The sequence below is a fragment of the Nonomuraea sp. NPDC002799 genome, assembly GCF_053592075.1.
In genome coordinates, this window is the sequence record NZ_JBSFVA010000002.1 from 596,855 (window position 1) to 613,944 (window position 17,090).

The following is a 17,090-nucleotide window of genomic DNA, read 5'->3' on the forward strand; positions in this document are numbered from 1 at the left end:
ACGGTGCCCGATTCGCCACGTTCTCACCACACGCGCTCGCCGACCTCCTGCCGCTCCAGCAGCGCGGCCAGCTCCCGTGCGTCCTCGGCGTCGAGCCCGAGCACGACACGGGGCCGGCCCCACGGGTGGTCGAGTGAGTGGGCGACATAGCTGGCGACCGATTCCGCGCCGCCGCCGCCGTCGGTGCCGCCGTCGCCCCGCCCCCGGCCCGCCCGCCAGTGACCCCAGGCGCGTTCGAGCTCGGCCGCCGCGCGCTGGGCGCAGGACACCAATTCTGGATCACGCATGACTGTTCCCCCCGGATCAGATCGCGGCCGGACCGAATCCGGCTGCAAATAGCATGACCCTGCCGAGTAAACCGCCGTGTGGCGGCGCGGCCACACGGCTTGACCCAGCTTTGATGCTTCCTTAGGCGGGCCCCGTGCTGCGTCGCACGATCAGCTCAGGGCGGATCTCCCGCAGACGCGCGAGCTTGGCGGGGTCACCGATCCGGTCGCTCAGCAGCGCGGCCGCCGACCTGCCCATGGCGCGGCGCGGCTGGTCGACCGAGGTGAGCGAGATCTGGCGGGAGGCCGACAGGTGCGTGTTGTCGTACCCCACCACGGAAAGGTCGCCGGGCACGCGCAGGCCCAGCTCGTCGGCGGCGGAGAGGACGCCGAGCGCGACCACGTCGTTGGCGGCGAAGACGGCCGTGGGCCTGGGCTCACGGGTCAGCAGCGCGAGCGCCGCCGCCCTGCCGCCGTCCTCGGTCGAGTCCGAAGCCTCGACCATGATGTACGGCGCCAGCGAGTGCCTGCGCATCGCCACGAGATAACCCTCGCAGCGTGACGATCGCGGGCCTTCGATGTGCGCGATGCGCTTGTGCCCCAGCCCGACCAGGTGGTCGATGGCCAGGCGGGCGCCGAGCTGGTCGTCGTCGACCACGATGTCGACGCCGTCGAGCTCGATGTCACGTTCCCCTACGACGACGGTGGGGGTGTAGGCGGTGGCCTCGATCAGCGTTTCGCTGGTCGGCGCGATGCCCAGCAGGACCAGCCCGTCGACCCTGAGCTCCAGGAAGGCCTCGACGGCCTCGTCCTCGAACGCGGGGTCCCACTGGCTGTTCCCGATCAGCATGCGCAGCCCGTCGCCGTGCAGGCTTTCCTGCAGGCCGTCGAGGAACTCGGCGTAGAACGGATTGTGCAGATCGGCGACGAGCGCGCCGACCAGATGCGTACGGCCTTCGACCAGGCTTCGCGCCACCGCGTTCGGCCGGTAGCCGAGCTCGCGGGCGGCCTGCAGCACGGCCTGGCGCCGGTGCTCGCTCACGTGCGGGGATCCGCGCAGCACGAGGGAGACCAGCGATTTCGAGACGCCGGCTCGCTCGGCGACATTGCGGATGGTCGGTCTGGGCCGAGGCAGGGCGTCTACCTCTTTCAGCTCCGTAATAGTTGAAGTGTTGACGGGCGGTCCTGACATGTGTCTCCCCCGCGATGCGGAAATGGGCACCTGTCTCACCAAACGATCGAGTTCGCCGCAGGGTACGGGTTCATTACCGGAGAGCTCCATATTGACCGCGTAAGCACACGTCAGCTATTGGGCACGGCGTCGGATACTGTGCAGGTGTGACACCCGGGAAGTCAGCCGAGACGGCACGACCTGCTCGGCGCAGGCTCAGCGTGGACCGCCGTCGCGAAGAGCTCATGGCGGCCGCACTGGAGCTGTTCAGCACCCGCGACGCGGAAGACGTCTCGATCGACGACGTGGCCTCCGCGGCAGGCGCCTCGCGGGCGCTGGTCTACCACTACTTCGGCGGCAAACAGGAGCTCTACGTGGCCGCGCTGCGCAGCGCGGCGGAGCAGCTCGAATCCCGGCTGCGCCCCCAGGAGGCGGGCCGGCCGCTCGACGAGCTGGCCTCCGGGCTACGGCGTTACTTCGACTTCGTCGAGGAGCACGCGGCCGGCTTCGCCGCGCTGCTGCGCGGTGGCCCCGCCAACAGGTCGGGCGAGGTCGGCGAGATCGTCGACGGTGTGCGCCGCCGGCTCTTCCGCCTCATCCAGAAGCAGATGCGGGTCGAGACGCCGAGCCCGGTGCTGCGCACGACGCTGAGGTCGTGGATCGCCTCGGTCGAGACGGCCGGTCTCGACTGGCTGGAGCATCGTGACATAGAGCGAGCGAAGCTGGAGAAGATGCTCGTCGACCACATGGTGGCGCTGCTGGGCGTGGCCGCCGCCTATGACGGCGAGGTCGCGGCCCTGCTGGAGCGGCTCGCGTAACAGCGTGTAACAGCGCGGTCCGCGTAACAGCGGGAAGGATGGCGCCGGACGCGGCGGCGCCAACTTCCCGTACGACGTCACGTCGTCACTTCGGTGGACCGGGCCCCAGTGCCGGCCTGGTCCACCCTTCAACCCCCCTGAGGTCGGTGACGACCCTTCGACTACTCGGAGCGCTGCTGCGGAATCCCCGCGAGCAGTGCGCGAACCTCGGTCTCCCGGTAACGCCGATGACCGCCGAGGGTACGAATCGACGTCAACTTGCCCGCCTTGGCCCACCGCGTAACGGTCTTGGGGTCGACCCTGAACATGGTCGCGACCTCAGCGGGCGTGAGCAGTGGCTCGGCCTCGGGTGTACGAGCTGACATTTGTGCGGCCTCTCCTCCGTGTGGACCGGCTCAGCGATCCTGTGACTGCCTTTGCGCGTGTCACGGATGTCCGCCTATGGCGCAGAGCGTGCGGCTTTTCTAAGCCATATGCGGCATCACCCGATGTGACCATACCGCCACGCAGAGCGATTGGCGAGCCCTTCTTTGACCCAACTGCCCGCCCCCATGGCGATGTCACGCTCGGTGATTCTAGCGACACGGTTCGTGGTATCGCAGTGAAAACGGCAAACTACTCAGTTCGCAGAAGAGAGCAGCCGCGAGACGTGACCTACTCATGCAGGTCAGACAGTCGTATTGGGGCTCAGTTGGCAGATTCCAGCAGTTGCATTGACTTCCACCGGAGGATGACCCTCTGGTACATGGCGTAGGCAAGTTCTTCTTGACCCGTGTCCAGGCCCGTGAGAGCCGCGGAAAGCTCCGCGACCGACTGGTCGGCCTGCAGCGCGTCGTCGTCCATGAGGTGCACGAGCCCGCCGTAGTCGAGCTCCACCAGCGAGTGCGGATGGAACTCTTCCAGCCACCTGGCGACGTCCTCCACGTCGAAGTTGGACGCCACGTCGCCCAGGTGCCGGCGCATCACGCTGAGTGCGCGCGCGGACCGCCTCCTGGCCTGGGCCATGGAGGTGACGTAGATGAGGTTGCGTCCGGTAGCCGTCGTCACGTCCTGTCCCGGGTTGGCGGAGCCGAGCACCAGCCAGCGCTCGTTTCCATCAAACGGCACGAACCACGCCGGGGGCACATGCCACGCCGTGGTGCGAATGTGCGTACGCAATGCTGACGAACCGGCCTTGCGCTTGTATGTGTCGAATGCGTCGGCGGTCTGCTCGGCGATCGTCTTCGGCACCAGGCGATCCATCAGCTTGGCCGGGGTGGCGCCACGAAGCCGTGAGAACGCCAGCCACGAGCGCAGACGCGTCTGCCAGGGGCAAACGTACAAGCGGTCCTCAACGCGCCGCAGATAGGCGTTGGGGCTCTCCTGAGCGGGAACGGGGTGCGGAGGCACGCCGAGCAGGCGCATCACCGACTCGCCGTGCTCCGCGTTGAGCGCGTTCGCGCGGCGGGGGCGGTCGCGTGATTCGGCGTACTCGGCCCATGCCTTGCGCTCGGACTCGGCGAACGCGGTCAGTGGCTCATAGACGCGGAGGTAGGCGGCATAGGGCAGCACGGAGGCATCGTGTCACGAAGCGAACCCGCGTGCACCGTTGTGGCTTTACTACGCTGGGGCTGATCTCCGCCGCGAAGATGCGGTGGACCTGACAGGGAGTCACTACCGTGACCGACGTCTTCGGCACGTCCCACAAGGACGTCCACGAGCAGGTCGTGTTCTGCGCCGACGAGCAGAGCGGCCTGCGCGCCATCATCGCCATCCACAACACGAGGCTGGGGCCGGCTTTGGGAGGCACCCGCTTCTATCCGTACGAGAGCGAGCAGGCGGCCCTGGCCGACGTGCTCAACCTCGCCAAGGGCATGGCCTACAAGAACGCGCTGGCCGGGCTCGACCTGGGCGGCGGCAAGGCCGTCATCATCGGCGACCCGGCGCGCGACAAGAGCGAGGCGCTGCTGCGCGCCTACGGCAGGTTCGTCGAGTCGCTCGGCGGGCGCTACATCACCGCCTGCGACGTGGGCACCTACAGCGAGGACATGGACATCGTCGCCCGGGAGTCACGCTACGTGACCGGGCGCACGCTGGCGCACGGCGGAGCGGGTGATTCGTCGATCCTCACCGCTTACGGGGTTTTCCAGGGCATGCGCGCCTCGGCCGAGGTCGTCCACGGCACGCCGTCGTTGCACGGCAGGCGGGTCGGGGTCGAAGGGGTCGGCAAGGTGGGCCACCGCCTGGTCGACCTCCTGCGCGAGGACGGCGCCGAGGTGGTGATCTGCGACGTCGATCCGAAGGCGGTCGAGCGGGTGCGCCTGCGCCATCCCGACGTGGGCGTGGTGGCCGACGCCGCGGCGCTGACCTCCGCCGACATCGACGTGTTCGCCCCCTGCGCGCTGGGCGGCGCCCTCGACGACGACACCGTCGCCCGGCTCCGGGCGAAGATCGTCTGTGGCGCGGCCAACAACCAGCTCGCCCACGCCGGGGTCGAGAAGCAGCTCGCCGAGCGGGGCATCCTGTACGCGCCCGACTACGTGGTCAACTCGGGAGGCGTGATCCAGGTCGCCGACGAGATCGAGGGTTTCAGCATGGAACGGGCCAGGGCCAAGGCCACGCTGATCTACGACACGACTCTGAAAATCTTCCGAATCGCCGCGGAGGAGGGCGTACCTCCTGCGGTCGCAGCGGATAGGCTAGCCGAGCGCAGAATGTCGGAAGTCGGGCGTATTAGGGCCATTTGGCTGGGCCACTGACGCCCCACGCCCATACGACGTACCGAGCTGGGCACAAAACAGGTACGGTAATAGGCGAACGATAGGCTGACGCCCAAAGTCAGGCGGCGTCAGTGTGTGGTGCGTTAGCGACGAGGGGTCGGGGACGACCCCACACGAGGGGGTCGAGCCAATGGGGCGCGGCCGAGCAAAGGCCAAGCAGGTCAAGGTTGCTCGCCAGCTGAAGTACAACAGCGGTGGCACAGATCTTGATCGTCTTCGCGACGAACTCGGGGTCGGAGACTCCAGCGTTGACGACGCCGACGAGCCCAACGATGAGCTGGCGGAGCGCTATGCCGATTACGCCGATGACTATGGCGCCGGGGACGACGACGATGGCCGCTCATCCGGCCGCCGTTAGCCGCTCTCCTGGTTGACGTGGCCGAGGGCCCGGCGTCCGCGCCGGATCCTCGTACACGATCATCGGGCCCCACGGGTGACCGTGGGGCTTTTCGTTTGCCCTCGGCCGGCTAATGCGTCAATGATGCGATATACCGTTAGGGCATGGAGCTGCTGACGGGTGAGCCGCTCGCCCTGGATCTGGTCAACACGCGCGGCGCCGCCTATGACGCCTTGGACGAGGTGGCGGGCTTCCACGACTGGCTGGCCGAGCAGGCCGGTCGTCTCACGGCGCCGGAAACCCCGTTCACCCGGGCGGACCTGCCGGCCGTCCGGGAGTTGCGCGGCCACGTGTCAGCGGCCCTGGAGGCCGCCCGCCAGGCCGCCCCGCCGCCGGCCGGGGCGGTCGCGGCGCTCAACCGGGCGCTGCGGGCCGCGCCGCCCTACGTGCGTCTGGAGCCCAGGGGAGCGGTGCTGGTCAGCGGCTCCCGCAGGGACGGCCCGGCGCTGAGCCGCCTGCTGGCCGAGCTGGCCGAGGCCGCCGCGGCGCTGCTGACGGATCCGGGGGTGGGCCGGATCAGGGCCTGCGAGGGCCCCCAGTGCCCGATGCTCTTCCTGCCCGCCCACCCGCGCCGCCGCTGGTGCTCGCCCGACCTGTGCGGCAACCGGGTGCGCGTGGCCCGCTACTACCAGCGCCACAAGGACGAGCGGTAGCGCGCCGGACCACCAGGCGCGGCTAGCGGTAGCGGGCCTGGCCGCTGCCCGGGACGATCTCGCCCAGCACCCAGGCGTCCAGTCCGCGCGCCGCCAGCAGCCGGATGGCCTCGTCGGCCGCGTCGGCGGGCAGCACGGCCGCCATCCCGACCCCGAGGTTGAACGTGCGGTCCATGTCCTGCTGGGCGATGGAGCCGTATTCGGCCAGCACGCCGAAGATCGCGGGCGGCATCCACGACGCCCGGTCCAGCAGGGCGTCCAGGTGGCCGGGCAACGAGCGCGACAGGTTGCTCTCGACGCCGCCGCCGGTGATGTGCGCGTACGCGTGGACGTCGGCCGAGCGGGCCAGCTCCAGGCAGTCGAGCGCGTAGATGCGCGTCGGCTCCAGCAGCTCCTCGCCCAGCGGCCGGCCCAGCTCAGGCAGCACGGTGTCGAGCGACAGGGACGCCTCGCGCAGCACGTGACGCACCAGCGAGTAGCCGTTGGAGTGCACCCCTGACGACGCCAGCCCGAGCACCACGTCACCGGCGGTCACCCGGTCGGGCCCGAGCATGGCCGCGGCCTCCACGACGCCGGTGCCGGCGCCCGCGAGGTCGTATTCGTCCGGGCCCATGGCTCCGGGGTGCTCGGCCGTCTCGCCGCCGACCAGCGCGGCCCCGGCCAGGCGGCAGCCCTCCGCGACCCCGCCGACGATCTCGGCTATGCGCTCGGGCACCACCTTGCCGCAGGCGATGTAGTCGGTCATGAACAGCGGCTCGGCCCCGCAGACCACCAGATCGTCGAGGACCATGCCGACGAGGTCGATGCCGATCGTGTCGTGCTTGCCGTACTGCTGGGCGATCATGACCTTGGTGCCCACGCCGTCGGTGGAGGAGGCGAGCAACGGCCGCTGGTAGCGGAGCAGCGCCGAGGCGTCGAACAGGCCCGCGAACCCGCTGGCGTCGTCGACCACCTCCGGCCGCCGCGAGCGCGCCACCTTGTCCTTCATCAGGGTGACGGCGCGCTCGCCGGCCTCGATGTCGACGCCGGCGGCCTCGTACGTACTCACGCTTTGCTCTCCAACACGAACTTGCCCACGTTGTCCTGGTCGATCGGAATGGGATAGGAGCCGTCGAAGCAGGCCCTGCAGAGCCGGTCGGCGGGGATCGTGGTGGCCTTGGTCAGGCCCTCCAGGGAGATGTAGCCCAGCGAGTCGGCGCCCAGCGAGGCCCGGATCTCCTCGACCGACAGCGAGCCCGCGATCAGCTCCGCCCTGGTGGCGAAGTCGATGCCGTAGAAGCACGGCCAGGACACGGGCGGCGAGGAGATGCGTACGTGCACCTCGCGCGCCCCCGCCTCGCGCAACATCTTGACGATGGCGCGCTGGGTGTTGCCGCGCACGATCGAGTCGTCCACGACCACCAGGCGCTTGCCCTCGACGACCTCGCGCAGCGGGTTGAGCTTCAGCCGGATGCCGAGCTGGCGGATGGTCTGCGAGGGCTGGATGAAGGTGCGGCCCACGTAGGAGTTCTTGACCAGGCCCTGCCCGTAGGGGATGCCGCTCTCCTCGGCGTAGCCGACGGCCGCGGGGGTGCCGGACTCCGGCGTGGGGATGACCAGGTCGGCCTCCACCGGGTGCTCGCGGGCCAGCACGCGGCCGACCTCGACCCTGGTGACCTGCACGCCGCGGCCCGCGATGGTGGTGTCGGGGCGGGCGAGGTAGACGTACTCGAACAGGCAGCCCTTGGGCTCGGCCAGCGCGAAGCGGCGCGAGCGCACGCCGCGCTCGTCGATGGTGAGCATCTCGCCGGGCTCGATCTCGCGGACGAACGTGGCGCCGACGATGTCGAGCGCGGCCGTCTCCGAGGCCACCACCCAGCCGCGCTCCAGCCGGCCCAGGACCATCGGGCGGATGCCCTGGGGGTCGCGGGCGGCATAGAGCGTCTGCTCGTCCATGAACACGAGCGAGTAGGCGCCCTTGACCTGCGGCAGCAGCTCGGCGGCCGCGTCCTCGATGGAGCGGCTGCGGTCCTGGGCGAGCAGCGTGGTGAGGACCTCGGTGTCGGTGGTCGCCCTGGTGGAGCCCGGAGCGAGGCGCTGGGCCAGCTCCGGGGTGTTGATCAGGTTGCCGTTGTGGGCCAGCGCGAGCCCGCCGACGTCGGTGGAGCTGAGGGTCGGCTGTGCGTTCTCCCACACGCTCGACCCGGTCGTGGAGTAGCGGCAGTGGCCGATGGCCAGGTGGCCACGGAGGGTGCCGAGCACCGACTCGTCGAAGACCTGGGCGACGAGGCCCATGTCCTTGTAGACGAGGATGCGGCTGCCCTCACTGACCGCGATGCCCGCGGACTCCTGGCCGCGGTGCTGCAACGCGTACAGCCCGTAGTAGGTGAGTTTGGAAACTTCCTCGCCGGGTGCCCACACGCCGAAGACGCCACAGGCGTCTTTGGGAGCGCGGTCATCGGGGTCCAGATCATGGCCGAGCCGGCCGTCGCCCTTCAGCACGTGCCTCAGTCTAGGTCGAGCGCTTCCGTGCTCGCGCACCCGGGGGGCGGGATCACCCCGCGTGAGCCGACCTGCCGGCGTTGGATCCGTCGCGGATGATCTCTCCGGTGAGATTGCGGTTCGCCGCGGAACCGAGGAAGACGATCAAGGCGGCGAGGTCGTCCGCCGTGGAGAGCCGGCGGCTGGGCGTGCGGGCGGCCAGCCGGTCGAGGACCTCCTGCGGGATCGGGCGCTGGGCGCCGGTGATGGTGAGCCCGGCCACGGCCACGTTCACCAGGATGCCGTCCTTGCCGGCCTCCCAGGCGAGGGCGCGGGCCATGCCGTGCAGCGCCATCTTGGCGGTCCCGTACGGACCCGGGCCCGGCACCCCCTCCTCGGCGATCCCGGACGAGACGAACACGATCCGGCCCCACCCCTTGCGCCGCATCTCCGGCAGCACCGCCTGGACGAGCAGGGCGTTGCCCACCACGTTGGCGTGCAGGGCGGCCGACCATTCGGCGGCCGGCACGTCGTCGAAGGCCACCCCGCCGGGCGGCAGCGTGCCCCAGCGCACGGCGTTCGCGACGAGGGCGTCCACCGGCCCGGCCGCGGCGACGGCGGGGGCGATGGTGGCGTGGTCCTCCAGGTCCAGGTGGACGGCCGCGGCCTCGCCGCCTTCCGCCTCGATCCGCTTGACGATCTCGGCGGCCCGGTCCTGGCCGGAGTGGTAGGTGAGGGTGACGCGGGCGCCGGTCTGCGCGTACGCGAGGGAGGTGGCGGCGCCGATGCCGGACGAGCCACCGGTGATCAGGACATGCATGTATTCCTCCGTATTTAGCCAACTAATTAGCCAGCTAACGACAGAAGAGGCAAGCGTGCAAGGGTGTTTCGCTGAGAGTGAAAGGCTCAATGGGGAATGGCACGGACGAGCCGGGCGAGCAGGTGGCGCTCCTCGTCGTCGAAGCCGCGCATGAGCTCCTCGTCCGTACGGCGCCAGATCTCCTCCACCGGCTCGCGCAGCGCCTTGCCCGCGTCGGTGAGGTGCACCCGGCCCACCCGCGGCCGGTCGGGGTCGGGCGCCCGGTAGACCAGGCCGGCGCGCTCCAGCCGCTGGAGGGTCTTGGTCACGGTCGGCGGCTCCACGCCGAGCCTGGTGATGAGCTCGCCCTGTGTGAGGCCGTCCTGCCGCCAGAGCTGGTTGAGCAGCAGCTCCTGCCCGACGTGGAGCCCGAGGGGGACCAGCGCGGCGGCCATCTGGTTGCGGTGCGTCTTCATGACCTTGATCAGCGCGTACGTCAGGGTCTCGTCCAGCATGCACTCATCTTGCCCTTCGCCTGCCGCTTTGGCGCATGGTGACCCAAGGATGAGCGGCCTCTTACCGTGTCGCGTGGTTTAGCCGGGGCCTTCCGCGAAAGGGTGAAGTATCCGGCATGCTGACCCGTCGGGAGACGCAGACGTGACCACACCTGGGGACCCGAACGAGCCCCGTCCGGGGCAGAACCCGCGCGACGGCCGTCCAGACGAGGACGAGCCGGGCCCCGCGCCGCCGCCGCACACGCCCGACTGGTGGAGCGAGGGAACACTGGACGACGAGCCGACCGGCCGGGACGAGCCGACCGGCCGGGACGAGCCGTCCAGGCTGGGCGAGCCGAGCAGGGCCGAGGAGCCGATCAGGCCGGCGCCCCCCGTGGTGCCGCCCGTGGCCCCGCGGCCCGACGTGCCGCCGACGCACGAGCCCAGGCCGGCCGGCGAGCCGTCCCATCCCGACCTGCCCACCTCGCCGGAGACCCCGGAGCCCACGGGCGGCGACGCCGAGGAGACGCAGGTTTTCAGGATTCCCGGCGCCACGCCCTCGTACCCGGGGTGGGAGGGTGCTCCTCCGAACGACGAGGGCGGCGTCCGGCCGGGTCCGTCGCGATACGACCAGGACGACCAGCCGACCTTCGCCCCACCCGGCGGCCAGACCCCGCCGCAAGGCTCGCCTGCCGCCCAGACCCCGCCCGGCGATCAGGCCCCGTCCCAAGGCCCGCCCCAGGGCCCGTCCGGAGATCAGGGCCCGCCTGCCGCCCCGCCTCCGTCTCTGGGCGGTCCCGGGGAACAGAGCCCGCTTCCTGGCGGCGAGAGGCCGTATCAGGGCCCCCAAGGCCCGCCGGGTGGCCAGGTGTCACCCCAGGGCGCGCCGTACCAGGACACGCAGCCCCAGGAGGCTTACGCCGCCCAGCCAGGCCAGGAGCCCGCCGTGCCGGGCACGACGCCCTCCAGCCCGTACGGCGGCCCGCCCGGCTACGGCCCGCCACCGCCCATGGGAACCCCCTACGGCCAGCCCTACCAGCAGGCGGTGCCGGGCAGCGGCCTGGCCACGGCCTCGCTCGTGCTGGGCGTGGCCAGCCCTTTCCTGGTGTTCGTCTGCTTCACGGGCCTCATCACGGCCATCCTGTCGATCGTCTTCGGCTGCGTGGCGCTGGCCAAGCGGGCCGGCAAGGGCCGCGCCATCGCCGGCATCGTGATCAGCGTCCTGTCGCTGATCCTGTTCGCGATCGTGGCCATCTGGTTCTGGAACGTGGTGCAGGAGTGCGCCCACCTGCCGGGCCAGCTCGCGGACCGCTGCTTCGAGGCCAAGTTCCCCTGGATGAGCGGACGGAACTAGAGCGGCAGTTGCCCTGACAGGTCGGCCCGGGAGCCGCTGGCGGCCACCAGTCCCTGGGCCATGGCCTCCGCCCAGGTGCGGCGGCCGAGCGCGAGCTCGATCCAGGTGCGCCCGTCCATCTCGACCACGTTGGGCGGCGTGCCGCGCGTGTGGCGCGGTCCCGCGATGGCCTGGACGGCCGCGTACGGCGGCACGCGCACCTCGACGGTCCTGCCGGGCGAGGCGGCCGCGAGCCGGTCGAGCAGGTAGCGCACGGCCTGCCTGGCCGCGTCGCGCTCGGGCGGCGACCCCCGGTCGTAGGCGGCCAGCACGGCGGCCACGAGCGCGTCGGGCAGCGCGGACGCCGGCCCGTCGTAGGGCGGCTCGTCGAGGGCGATGAGCTGCCCGTCGAGGGCGGCTCTCAGTTTCTCCGGGTCCAGCTTGCGTGGTGCCACCCGGCCATTGTCTCGCGGGAAGCGTTCATCAAGACGGAGGTCGTCGTTCACCTCCGGTTTCGCCGGCGACCGTAACGTCCCCGCCGTACCAATGCGCACTTTTCTGGAGGACCTGTGGCGAACCCCAACGCGGGCGGACGGCTGTTGCCGTTGCTTTCCACCCCGCACAAAGGTGGCCGATCCGCGCTGACCTGTCAGTTCCGCTGCGGCAACGCGTGCGCGCACGACGTGGCGAACACCACCGGCAACGCGTATTTCGGCGATGTCGTGAAGGAGGCGCTGTCGCGGCGCGGCGTGCTGCGCGCCGGCGCGCTGGGCGCCATCGTGGCGGGCGCGGGCCTGGCGGGGGCGGCGCCCGCGCTGGCCGACGAGCCGGCCGCGACCGCGGCGAAGGGCTGGAACGGCGACGGCGGCGACCTCCGCTTCACGCCCGTGCCGCCGAACAGGGACGACGCGCTGCGCATCCCGGACGGTTACGCCTCCTCCGTGGTCGTCCGCTGGGGCGACCCCGTGACGCCCGACGCGCCCGCCTTCGACTTCGAGGCCCAGAGCGCCGACGCCCAGAACAAGCAGTTCGGCTACAACTGCGACTACGTGACGCTCCTTCCGATGGGGCGCGACCGCGCTCTGCTCTGGGTGAACCACGAGTACACCGACGAGAACCTGATGTTCCGCGGCTACACCGGCGGCGCCGCCGCGACCGAGGAGCAGATCAAGATCGCGCTGGCCGCGCACGGCGGCTCGGTCGTGGAGATCGAGCGGGCGAAGGACTCGGGCCAGTGGAAGCTGGTCACCAAGGGACGCCGCCGCTACAACCGGCGGATCACCGCTCAGACCCCCATGAGGTTCACCGGGCCCGCCGCGGGCAGCGACCTGCTCAAGACGGCCGCCGACCCCGGCGGCGTCAAGCCCGTCGGCATGCTGAACAACTGCTCGGGCGGCACCACCCCGTGGGGCACCGTGCTGACCGCCGAGGAGAACATCGACCAGTACTTCGTCAACGGCGACAAAGTCCCGGCGGCGCAGCAGCCCTACATCGCCCGCTACACGATCACGAGCGGCACCCCGTCGGGCAGCCGCCGCTTCGACCGGGTCGAGGAGCGCTTCGACCTGGCCAAGCACCCCAATGAGGCCAACAGGTTCGGCTGGGTCGTGGAGATCGACCCGTTCGACCCCGACTCCACGCCGATCAAGCGCACCGCGCTCGGCCGGCTGAAGCACGAGGCGGCCACCACGACGCTGGCCCGCGACGGCCGCCTCGTCGTGTACATGGGCGACGACTCGCGCTTCGAGTACATCTACAAGTTCGTCTCCAAGAACCGCTACGTCCCCGGCTTCGACCGGCACAACCGGGACCTGCTGGACGAGGGCACCCTGTACGTGGCCAAGTTCACCGGCGACAGCCCGGCCATCGAGATCGACGGCTCCGGCAAGCTGCCCGCCGACGGCCTGTTCGACGGCTCGGGCGAGTGGATCCCGCTGGTCTCGGGCGACAAGTCGTACGTGGACGGCATGACCGCCGCCGAAGTCCTCGTCTACACCCGCACGGCCGCCGACAAGGTCGGCGCGACCAAGATGGACCGCCCCGAGGACATGGAGCGCAACCCCGTCACCGGCGGCGTGTACGTGGCGCTGACCAACAACACCAACCGCACCGCGGCCCAGGTGGACGAGGCCAACCCGCGTGCATCCAACAAGCACGGCCACGTCCTGGAGCTCGTCGAGCGGCGTGACGACGCGGGCGAGAAGACGTTCGCCTGGTCGCTCCCGCTGGTCTGCGGCGACCCCAACGACGCCGGCACGTACTTCGCCGGCTTCGACAAGACCCAGGTCTCGCCGATCTCCTGCCCGGACAACGTGACGTTCGACGCGGACGGCAACCTGTGGATCTCCACGGACGGCAACCAGCTCGGCAGTCACGACGGGCTCTTCGTGATGCCCGTCCGCGGCAGGGACCGCGGTCACCTGCGCCAGTTCCTCACCGTCCCCGTCGGCGCCGAGACCTGCGGCCCGCTGGTGACCGCGGACCAGCGCAGCGTCTTCGTCGCGGTGCAGCATCCGGGCGAGACCGACGGCGCCACCCCGGACAACCCCTCCAGCCGCTGGCCCGACGGCGACCAGCCGCGCCCGTCGGTCGCGGTGGTGTGGCACGGCAGGGGCAAGAAGATCGGCGCTTGACCTCAACTTAACTTGAGGCCCTAACGTCCATGTCATGAGCATGGAGATGACCGCCTGGCACCAGCTTTACTCGATGAACGACCAGCGGGAGCGTCGTCCTGTGTCCAGGGCGACGCTCCGGCGCATCGGCGGCTTCGCCCGCCCGCACCGCCGCAGGCTGACCCTGTTCCTGCTGCTCAGCGTGGTGATGGCGGGCCTGGCCGTGGCCGCGCCACTGCTGGCAGGCCGGGTGGTGGACGCCATCTTCACCGCCGAGCCCGTCGACGTGGTGGTCGTGGTGGCGCTGCTGATCGCGGGCCTGGCGATCGTCGAGGCGGGACTCGGGCTGCTGAGCCGGCTGTTGTCGGCGAGCCTGGGCGAGAGCCTGATCCTCGATCTGCGCACGGCCGTCTTCGACCACGTGCAGAAGATGCCGATCGCCTTCTTCACCAGGACCCGCACCGGCGCGCTGGTCAGCCGGCTGAACAACGACGTGATCGGGGCGCAGCGGGCGTTCACCGACACGCTGTCCGGCGTGGCGGGCAACGTCGTGATGCTCGTGCTCACGCTCACGGCCATGATCGGGATCTCCTGGCAGATCACGCTGCTCGCGCTGCTGCTCCTGCCCGTGTTCGTGCTGCCGGCCCGGCGGATGGGCAGCAGGATCGCCCGGCTGCGCCGCGAGGCGGCCGACCACAACGCGGCCATGGGCACGCAGATGACCGAGCGTTTCTCCGCGCCCGGCGCGACGCTGGTCAAGCTCTTCGGCCGGCCCGCGCTGGAGTCCGCCGAGTTCGCCGGCCGGGCCCGCCGGGTGCGTGACATCGGCGTGCGCTCGGCCATGACCCAGTCGGCCTTCGTCACCGCGCTCACCCTGGTCTCGGCGCTGGCCCTGGCCCTCGTCTACGGCCTCGGCGGCTTCTACGCCCTGCGCGGCCAGCTCGCCCCCGGCGCGCTGGTGTCCATGGCCATGCTCCTCACCCGCCTGTACGCCCCGCTGACCGCGCTGGCCAGCGCCCGCGTGGACGTGATGAGCGCGCTCGTGAGCTTCGAGCGGGTCTTCGAGGTGCTCGACCTCAAGCCGTTGATCGAGGACAAGCCGGGGGCCAGGCCGGTGCCCGAAGGGCCGGTCGCGGTCGAGTTCGACGACGTGCGCTTCGCCTACCCGGCGGCCGACAAGGTCTCGCTGGCCTCGCTGGAGGAAGTCGCCGTGCTCGACTCCAGGGGCGGCGACGAGGTGCTGCACGGCGTCTCGTTCCGGGCCGAGCCCGGCCAGATGGTCGCCCTGGTGGGCTCGTCCGGCGCGGGCAAGTCCACGATCGCGCAGCTCCTGCCCAGACTGTACGACGTCGACTCCGGCGCCGTCCGGCTCGGCGGCGTGGACGTACGCGACCTGAGCGCCGAATCCATCCGCGACACGCTCGGCATGGTCACCCAGGACGGCCATCTCTTCCACGACTCGATCCGGGGCAACCTGCTGCTGGCCCGCCCCGAGGCCGACGAGGACGAGCTCTGGGACGCCCTCACCAGGGCCAGACTGGCCACCCTCATCGAGTCGCTGCCGGACGGGCTCGACACGGTGGTGGGCGAGCGCGGCTACCGCCTGTCCGGCGGGGAGCGGCAGCGGCTGACGATCGCCCGCCTCCTGCTGGCCCGGCCCAGGGTGGTGATCCTGGACGAGGCCACGGCGGCGCTCGACTCCACCTCCGAGGCCGCCGTGCAGGCGGCGCTCGGCGAGGCGCTCGAAGGCAGGACCGCCGTGGTCATCGCCCACCGGCTCTCCACGATCAGGGCCGCCGACCTCATCCTGGTGATCGAGGACGGGCACGTGGCCGAGCGCGGCACGCACGCCGAGCTGCTGGCCGCGGGCGGCCGTTACGAGGAGCTGTACCGCACTCAGTTCGAGGATCCGACGGTCTCCGGGGTGGCCGCCTGAGGCTGCCGGGCGTCCCGGTTCTCGCGCAGCGCGTAGAGCGCGACCGGGATGCTCAGCAGCACGATCACCGCCGCGATGACGAGGGTGAACCGGTAGCCGTCGAGGAAGGCGAGCAGCGGCGGCTGCTCGCTCGCGTCCTGCCGGGCGGTCAGGATCGCGCCCAGCAGGGTGATGCCGAGCAGGCCGAAGACCTCGCGTGAGACGTTGAGCACGCCCGAGGCCACGCCGGAGCGCTCCCTGGGCATCCCGTTCAGGATGGCGGCCGTCAGCGGGACCAGCAGGCCGCCGCCGAGGCCGTACAGCAGGAACCAGGGGACGACGTCCGCGTAGCCGGCGTCCGCGCCGACGCCGGAGAGCAGATAGATCGCCGAGCCCATGAGCGCCATGCCGAGCGCCACCGTGCGGCCGATGCCGATCAGCCGGGTGACGCGCGCCGACAGGATCGCGACGACGGCCATGACCAGCGCCATCGGCACGAACGCGGCACCCGCTTGACTGGGGGAGAAGCCGAGCACGTTCTGCAGCCACAGGGCGCTGAAGAAGTAGATCCCGAAGACGCCGAACGACCAGATCCCGCTGGTCAGCAGGCCGCCGCTGAACACCCTCGACCGGAACAGCGACATGTCGATCATCGGCTCGGCCGCCCGCGTCTCGGCCAGCACGAACGCCACGGCCGCCACCGCGAAGACGGCGAACGCGGTCAGGATCTCCGGCGAGGTCCAGCCGGCCGCCGCGCCCTCGATGAGCGCGTAGGTCAGGGCGGACAGCGCGATCGCCGAGGCGGCCAGCCCCGGAAGGTCGAGGTTGCGGCGTACCCGGGTGAAGGCGGGACGGACCGCCCAGAACGCGAGCCCGAACGTCGCGACCCCGATCGGGACGTTGATCAGGTAGATCCAGCCCCAGTGCAGGTTCTCGCTGATGAAGCCGCCCGCCGCCGGGCCGAGGGCCATGGACAGCGCCCCGGAGATGCTCCAGATGCCCACCGCCCGGCCGCGCTCGCCGGGGTCGGGGAAGATCTGGCTGATCAACGCCAGCGCCGTGGGCGTGAGCAGCGCGGCGCCGACGCCCTGGACCGCCCGCGCGGCGATCAGCGCCGTCCCGCTGGTGGCCAGCCCGGCGGCCAGCGAGGCGAGCGTGAAGACGGCCAGGCCGCCGAGGAAGACGCGGCGGGCGCCGAAGACGTCCGCGAGCCTGCCGCCGGCCAGCATGAGGCCGGCGAAGACCAGGATGTACGAGCTCACGATCCACTCCAGCCCGGAGATCGTCAGCCCGAGGTCACGCTGGATCGTGGGTAACGCGACGTTGCCCACGTTGTTGTCGAGATACGTCATGAAGGTGCCCAAGGTGACCGCACCCAGTGCCCACCATCGCATGGTCCATTCCCCCTATACG

Annotated in this window: 17 protein-coding genes; 7 read left to right on the forward strand and 10 right to left on the reverse strand. The window is 70.8% G+C overall.

What is annotated here, in order from left to right:
- Nucleotides 1–23: 23 nt before the first annotated feature.
- Both ACWD0F_RS06525 and ACWD0F_RS06530 read right to left on the reverse strand, forming a co-directional pair.
- Nucleotides 24–287 carry a hypothetical protein gene (locus ACWD0F_RS06525; protein WP_449872893.1) on the reverse strand — a complete coding sequence of 88 codons (264 nt, stop codon included), beginning with the start codon at nucleotides 285–287 and terminating at the stop codon, nucleotides 24–26.
- 121 nt (nucleotides 288–408) lie between these two features.
- Nucleotides 409–1,458, reverse strand: a complete 1,050-nt coding sequence (locus ACWD0F_RS06530) for a LacI family DNA-binding transcriptional regulator (RefSeq protein ID WP_449872894.1) — start codon at nucleotides 1,456–1,458, stop codon at nucleotides 409–411.
- A gap of 146 nt (nucleotides 1,459–1,604) precedes the next feature.
- Here ACWD0F_RS06530 and ACWD0F_RS06535 point away from each other — a divergent pair, with 146 nt between their 5' ends.
- A complete protein-coding gene (locus tag ACWD0F_RS06535) occupies nucleotides 1,605–2,255 on the forward strand; it encodes a TetR/AcrR family transcriptional regulator (RefSeq protein ID WP_449872895.1) in 651 nt (216 codons plus the stop codon).
- A 161-nt stretch (nucleotides 2,256–2,416) separates the two neighbouring features.
- Here the strand turns inward: ACWD0F_RS06535 and bldC are convergent, their stop codons facing one another.
- A complete protein-coding gene (gene bldC / locus ACWD0F_RS06540; RefSeq protein ID WP_013133571.1) occupies nucleotides 2,417–2,620 on the reverse strand; it encodes a developmental transcriptional regulator BldC in 204 nt (67 codons plus the stop codon).
- Nucleotides 2,621–2,942: 322 nt separating this feature from the next.
- The gene (locus ACWD0F_RS06545; RefSeq protein ID WP_449872896.1) at nucleotides 2,943–3,806 is read right to left on the reverse strand and encodes a hypothetical protein; all 864 of its coding nucleotides are present in this window, start codon (nucleotides 3,804–3,806) and stop codon (nucleotides 2,943–2,945) included.
- A gap of 107 nt (nucleotides 3,807–3,913) precedes the next feature.
- On the opposite strand from ACWD0F_RS06545, the gene ACWD0F_RS06550 reads away from it, so the two are divergent.
- The 3 genes from ACWD0F_RS06550 (at nucleotide 3,914) to ACWD0F_RS06560 (ending at nucleotide 6,064) form a co-directional block, all read left to right on the forward strand.
- Nucleotides 3,914–4,993, forward strand: a complete 1,080-nt coding sequence (locus tag ACWD0F_RS06550; protein WP_449872897.1) for a Glu/Leu/Phe/Val family dehydrogenase — start codon at nucleotides 3,914–3,916, stop codon at nucleotides 4,991–4,993.
- Between the two features lie 151 nt (nucleotides 4,994–5,144).
- Entirely contained in the window at nucleotides 5,145–5,372 is a 228-nt protein-coding gene (locus tag ACWD0F_RS06555; protein ID WP_449872898.1) for a DUF3073 domain-containing protein, read from the forward strand.
- Nucleotides 5,373–5,515: 143 nt separating this feature from the next.
- Nucleotides 5,516–6,064: a CGNR zinc finger domain-containing protein gene (locus ACWD0F_RS06560; protein WP_449872899.1), complete on the forward strand. Its 549-nt coding sequence runs from the start codon at nucleotides 5,516–5,518 to the stop codon at nucleotides 6,062–6,064.
- A gap of 22 nt (nucleotides 6,065–6,086) precedes the next feature.
- Here the strand turns inward: ACWD0F_RS06560 and purM are convergent, their stop codons facing one another.
- From purM to ACWD0F_RS06580, 4 genes are all read right to left on the reverse strand, one after another.
- The gene (gene purM, locus ACWD0F_RS06565) at nucleotides 6,087–7,112 is read right to left on the reverse strand and encodes a phosphoribosylformylglycinamidine cyclo-ligase (RefSeq protein WP_449872900.1); all 1,026 of its coding nucleotides are present in this window, start codon (nucleotides 7,110–7,112) and stop codon (nucleotides 6,087–6,089) included.
- The gene (gene purF, locus ACWD0F_RS06570) at nucleotides 7,109–8,545 is read right to left on the reverse strand and encodes an amidophosphoribosyltransferase (protein WP_449872901.1); all 1,437 of its coding nucleotides are present in this window, start codon (nucleotides 8,543–8,545) and stop codon (nucleotides 7,109–7,111) included. The genes purM and purF overlap by 4 nt, the downstream gene beginning before the upstream one ends.
- A 52-nt stretch (nucleotides 8,546–8,597) precedes the next feature.
- Nucleotides 8,598–9,344: an SDR family NAD(P)-dependent oxidoreductase gene (locus tag ACWD0F_RS06575; RefSeq protein WP_449872902.1), complete on the reverse strand. Its 747-nt coding sequence runs from the start codon at nucleotides 9,342–9,344 to the stop codon at nucleotides 8,598–8,600.
- Between the two features lie 86 nt (nucleotides 9,345–9,430).
- Nucleotides 9,431–9,838: a MarR family winged helix-turn-helix transcriptional regulator gene (locus tag ACWD0F_RS06580; RefSeq protein WP_449872903.1), complete on the reverse strand. Its 408-nt coding sequence runs from the start codon at nucleotides 9,836–9,838 to the stop codon at nucleotides 9,431–9,433.
- A gap of 142 nt (nucleotides 9,839–9,980) precedes the next feature.
- On the opposite strand from ACWD0F_RS06580, the gene ACWD0F_RS06585 reads away from it, so the two are divergent.
- Nucleotides 9,981–11,171, forward strand: a complete 1,191-nt coding sequence (locus tag ACWD0F_RS06585; protein ID WP_449872904.1) for a hypothetical protein — start codon at nucleotides 9,981–9,983, stop codon at nucleotides 11,169–11,171.
- Here the strand turns inward: ACWD0F_RS06585 and ACWD0F_RS06590 are convergent.
- Nucleotides 11,168–11,605 carry a sterol carrier family protein gene (locus ACWD0F_RS06590; RefSeq protein WP_449872905.1) on the reverse strand — a complete coding sequence of 146 codons (438 nt, stop codon included), beginning with the start codon at nucleotides 11,603–11,605 and terminating at the stop codon, nucleotides 11,168–11,170. The genes ACWD0F_RS06585 and ACWD0F_RS06590 overlap by 4 nt on opposite strands.
- 114 nt (nucleotides 11,606–11,719) lie before the next feature.
- Here ACWD0F_RS06590 and ACWD0F_RS06595 point away from each other — a divergent pair, with 114 nt between their 5' ends.
- On the forward strand, nucleotides 11,720–13,783 hold the full coding sequence (locus tag ACWD0F_RS06595) for a PhoX family protein (RefSeq protein ID WP_449872906.1): 2,064 nt from the start codon (nucleotides 11,720–11,722) through the stop codon (nucleotides 13,781–13,783).
- Between the two features lie 34 nt (nucleotides 13,784–13,817).
- Entirely contained in the window at nucleotides 13,818–15,698 is a 1,881-nt protein-coding gene (locus tag ACWD0F_RS06600; protein WP_449872907.1) for an ABC transporter ATP-binding protein, read from the forward strand.
- Here the strand turns inward: ACWD0F_RS06600 and ACWD0F_RS06605 are convergent.
- Nucleotides 15,659–17,071, reverse strand: a complete 1,413-nt coding sequence (locus ACWD0F_RS06605; RefSeq protein WP_449872908.1) for an MFS transporter — start codon at nucleotides 17,069–17,071, stop codon at nucleotides 15,659–15,661. The genes ACWD0F_RS06600 and ACWD0F_RS06605 overlap by 40 nt on opposite strands.
- Nucleotides 17,072–17,090 lie beyond the last annotated feature (19 nt).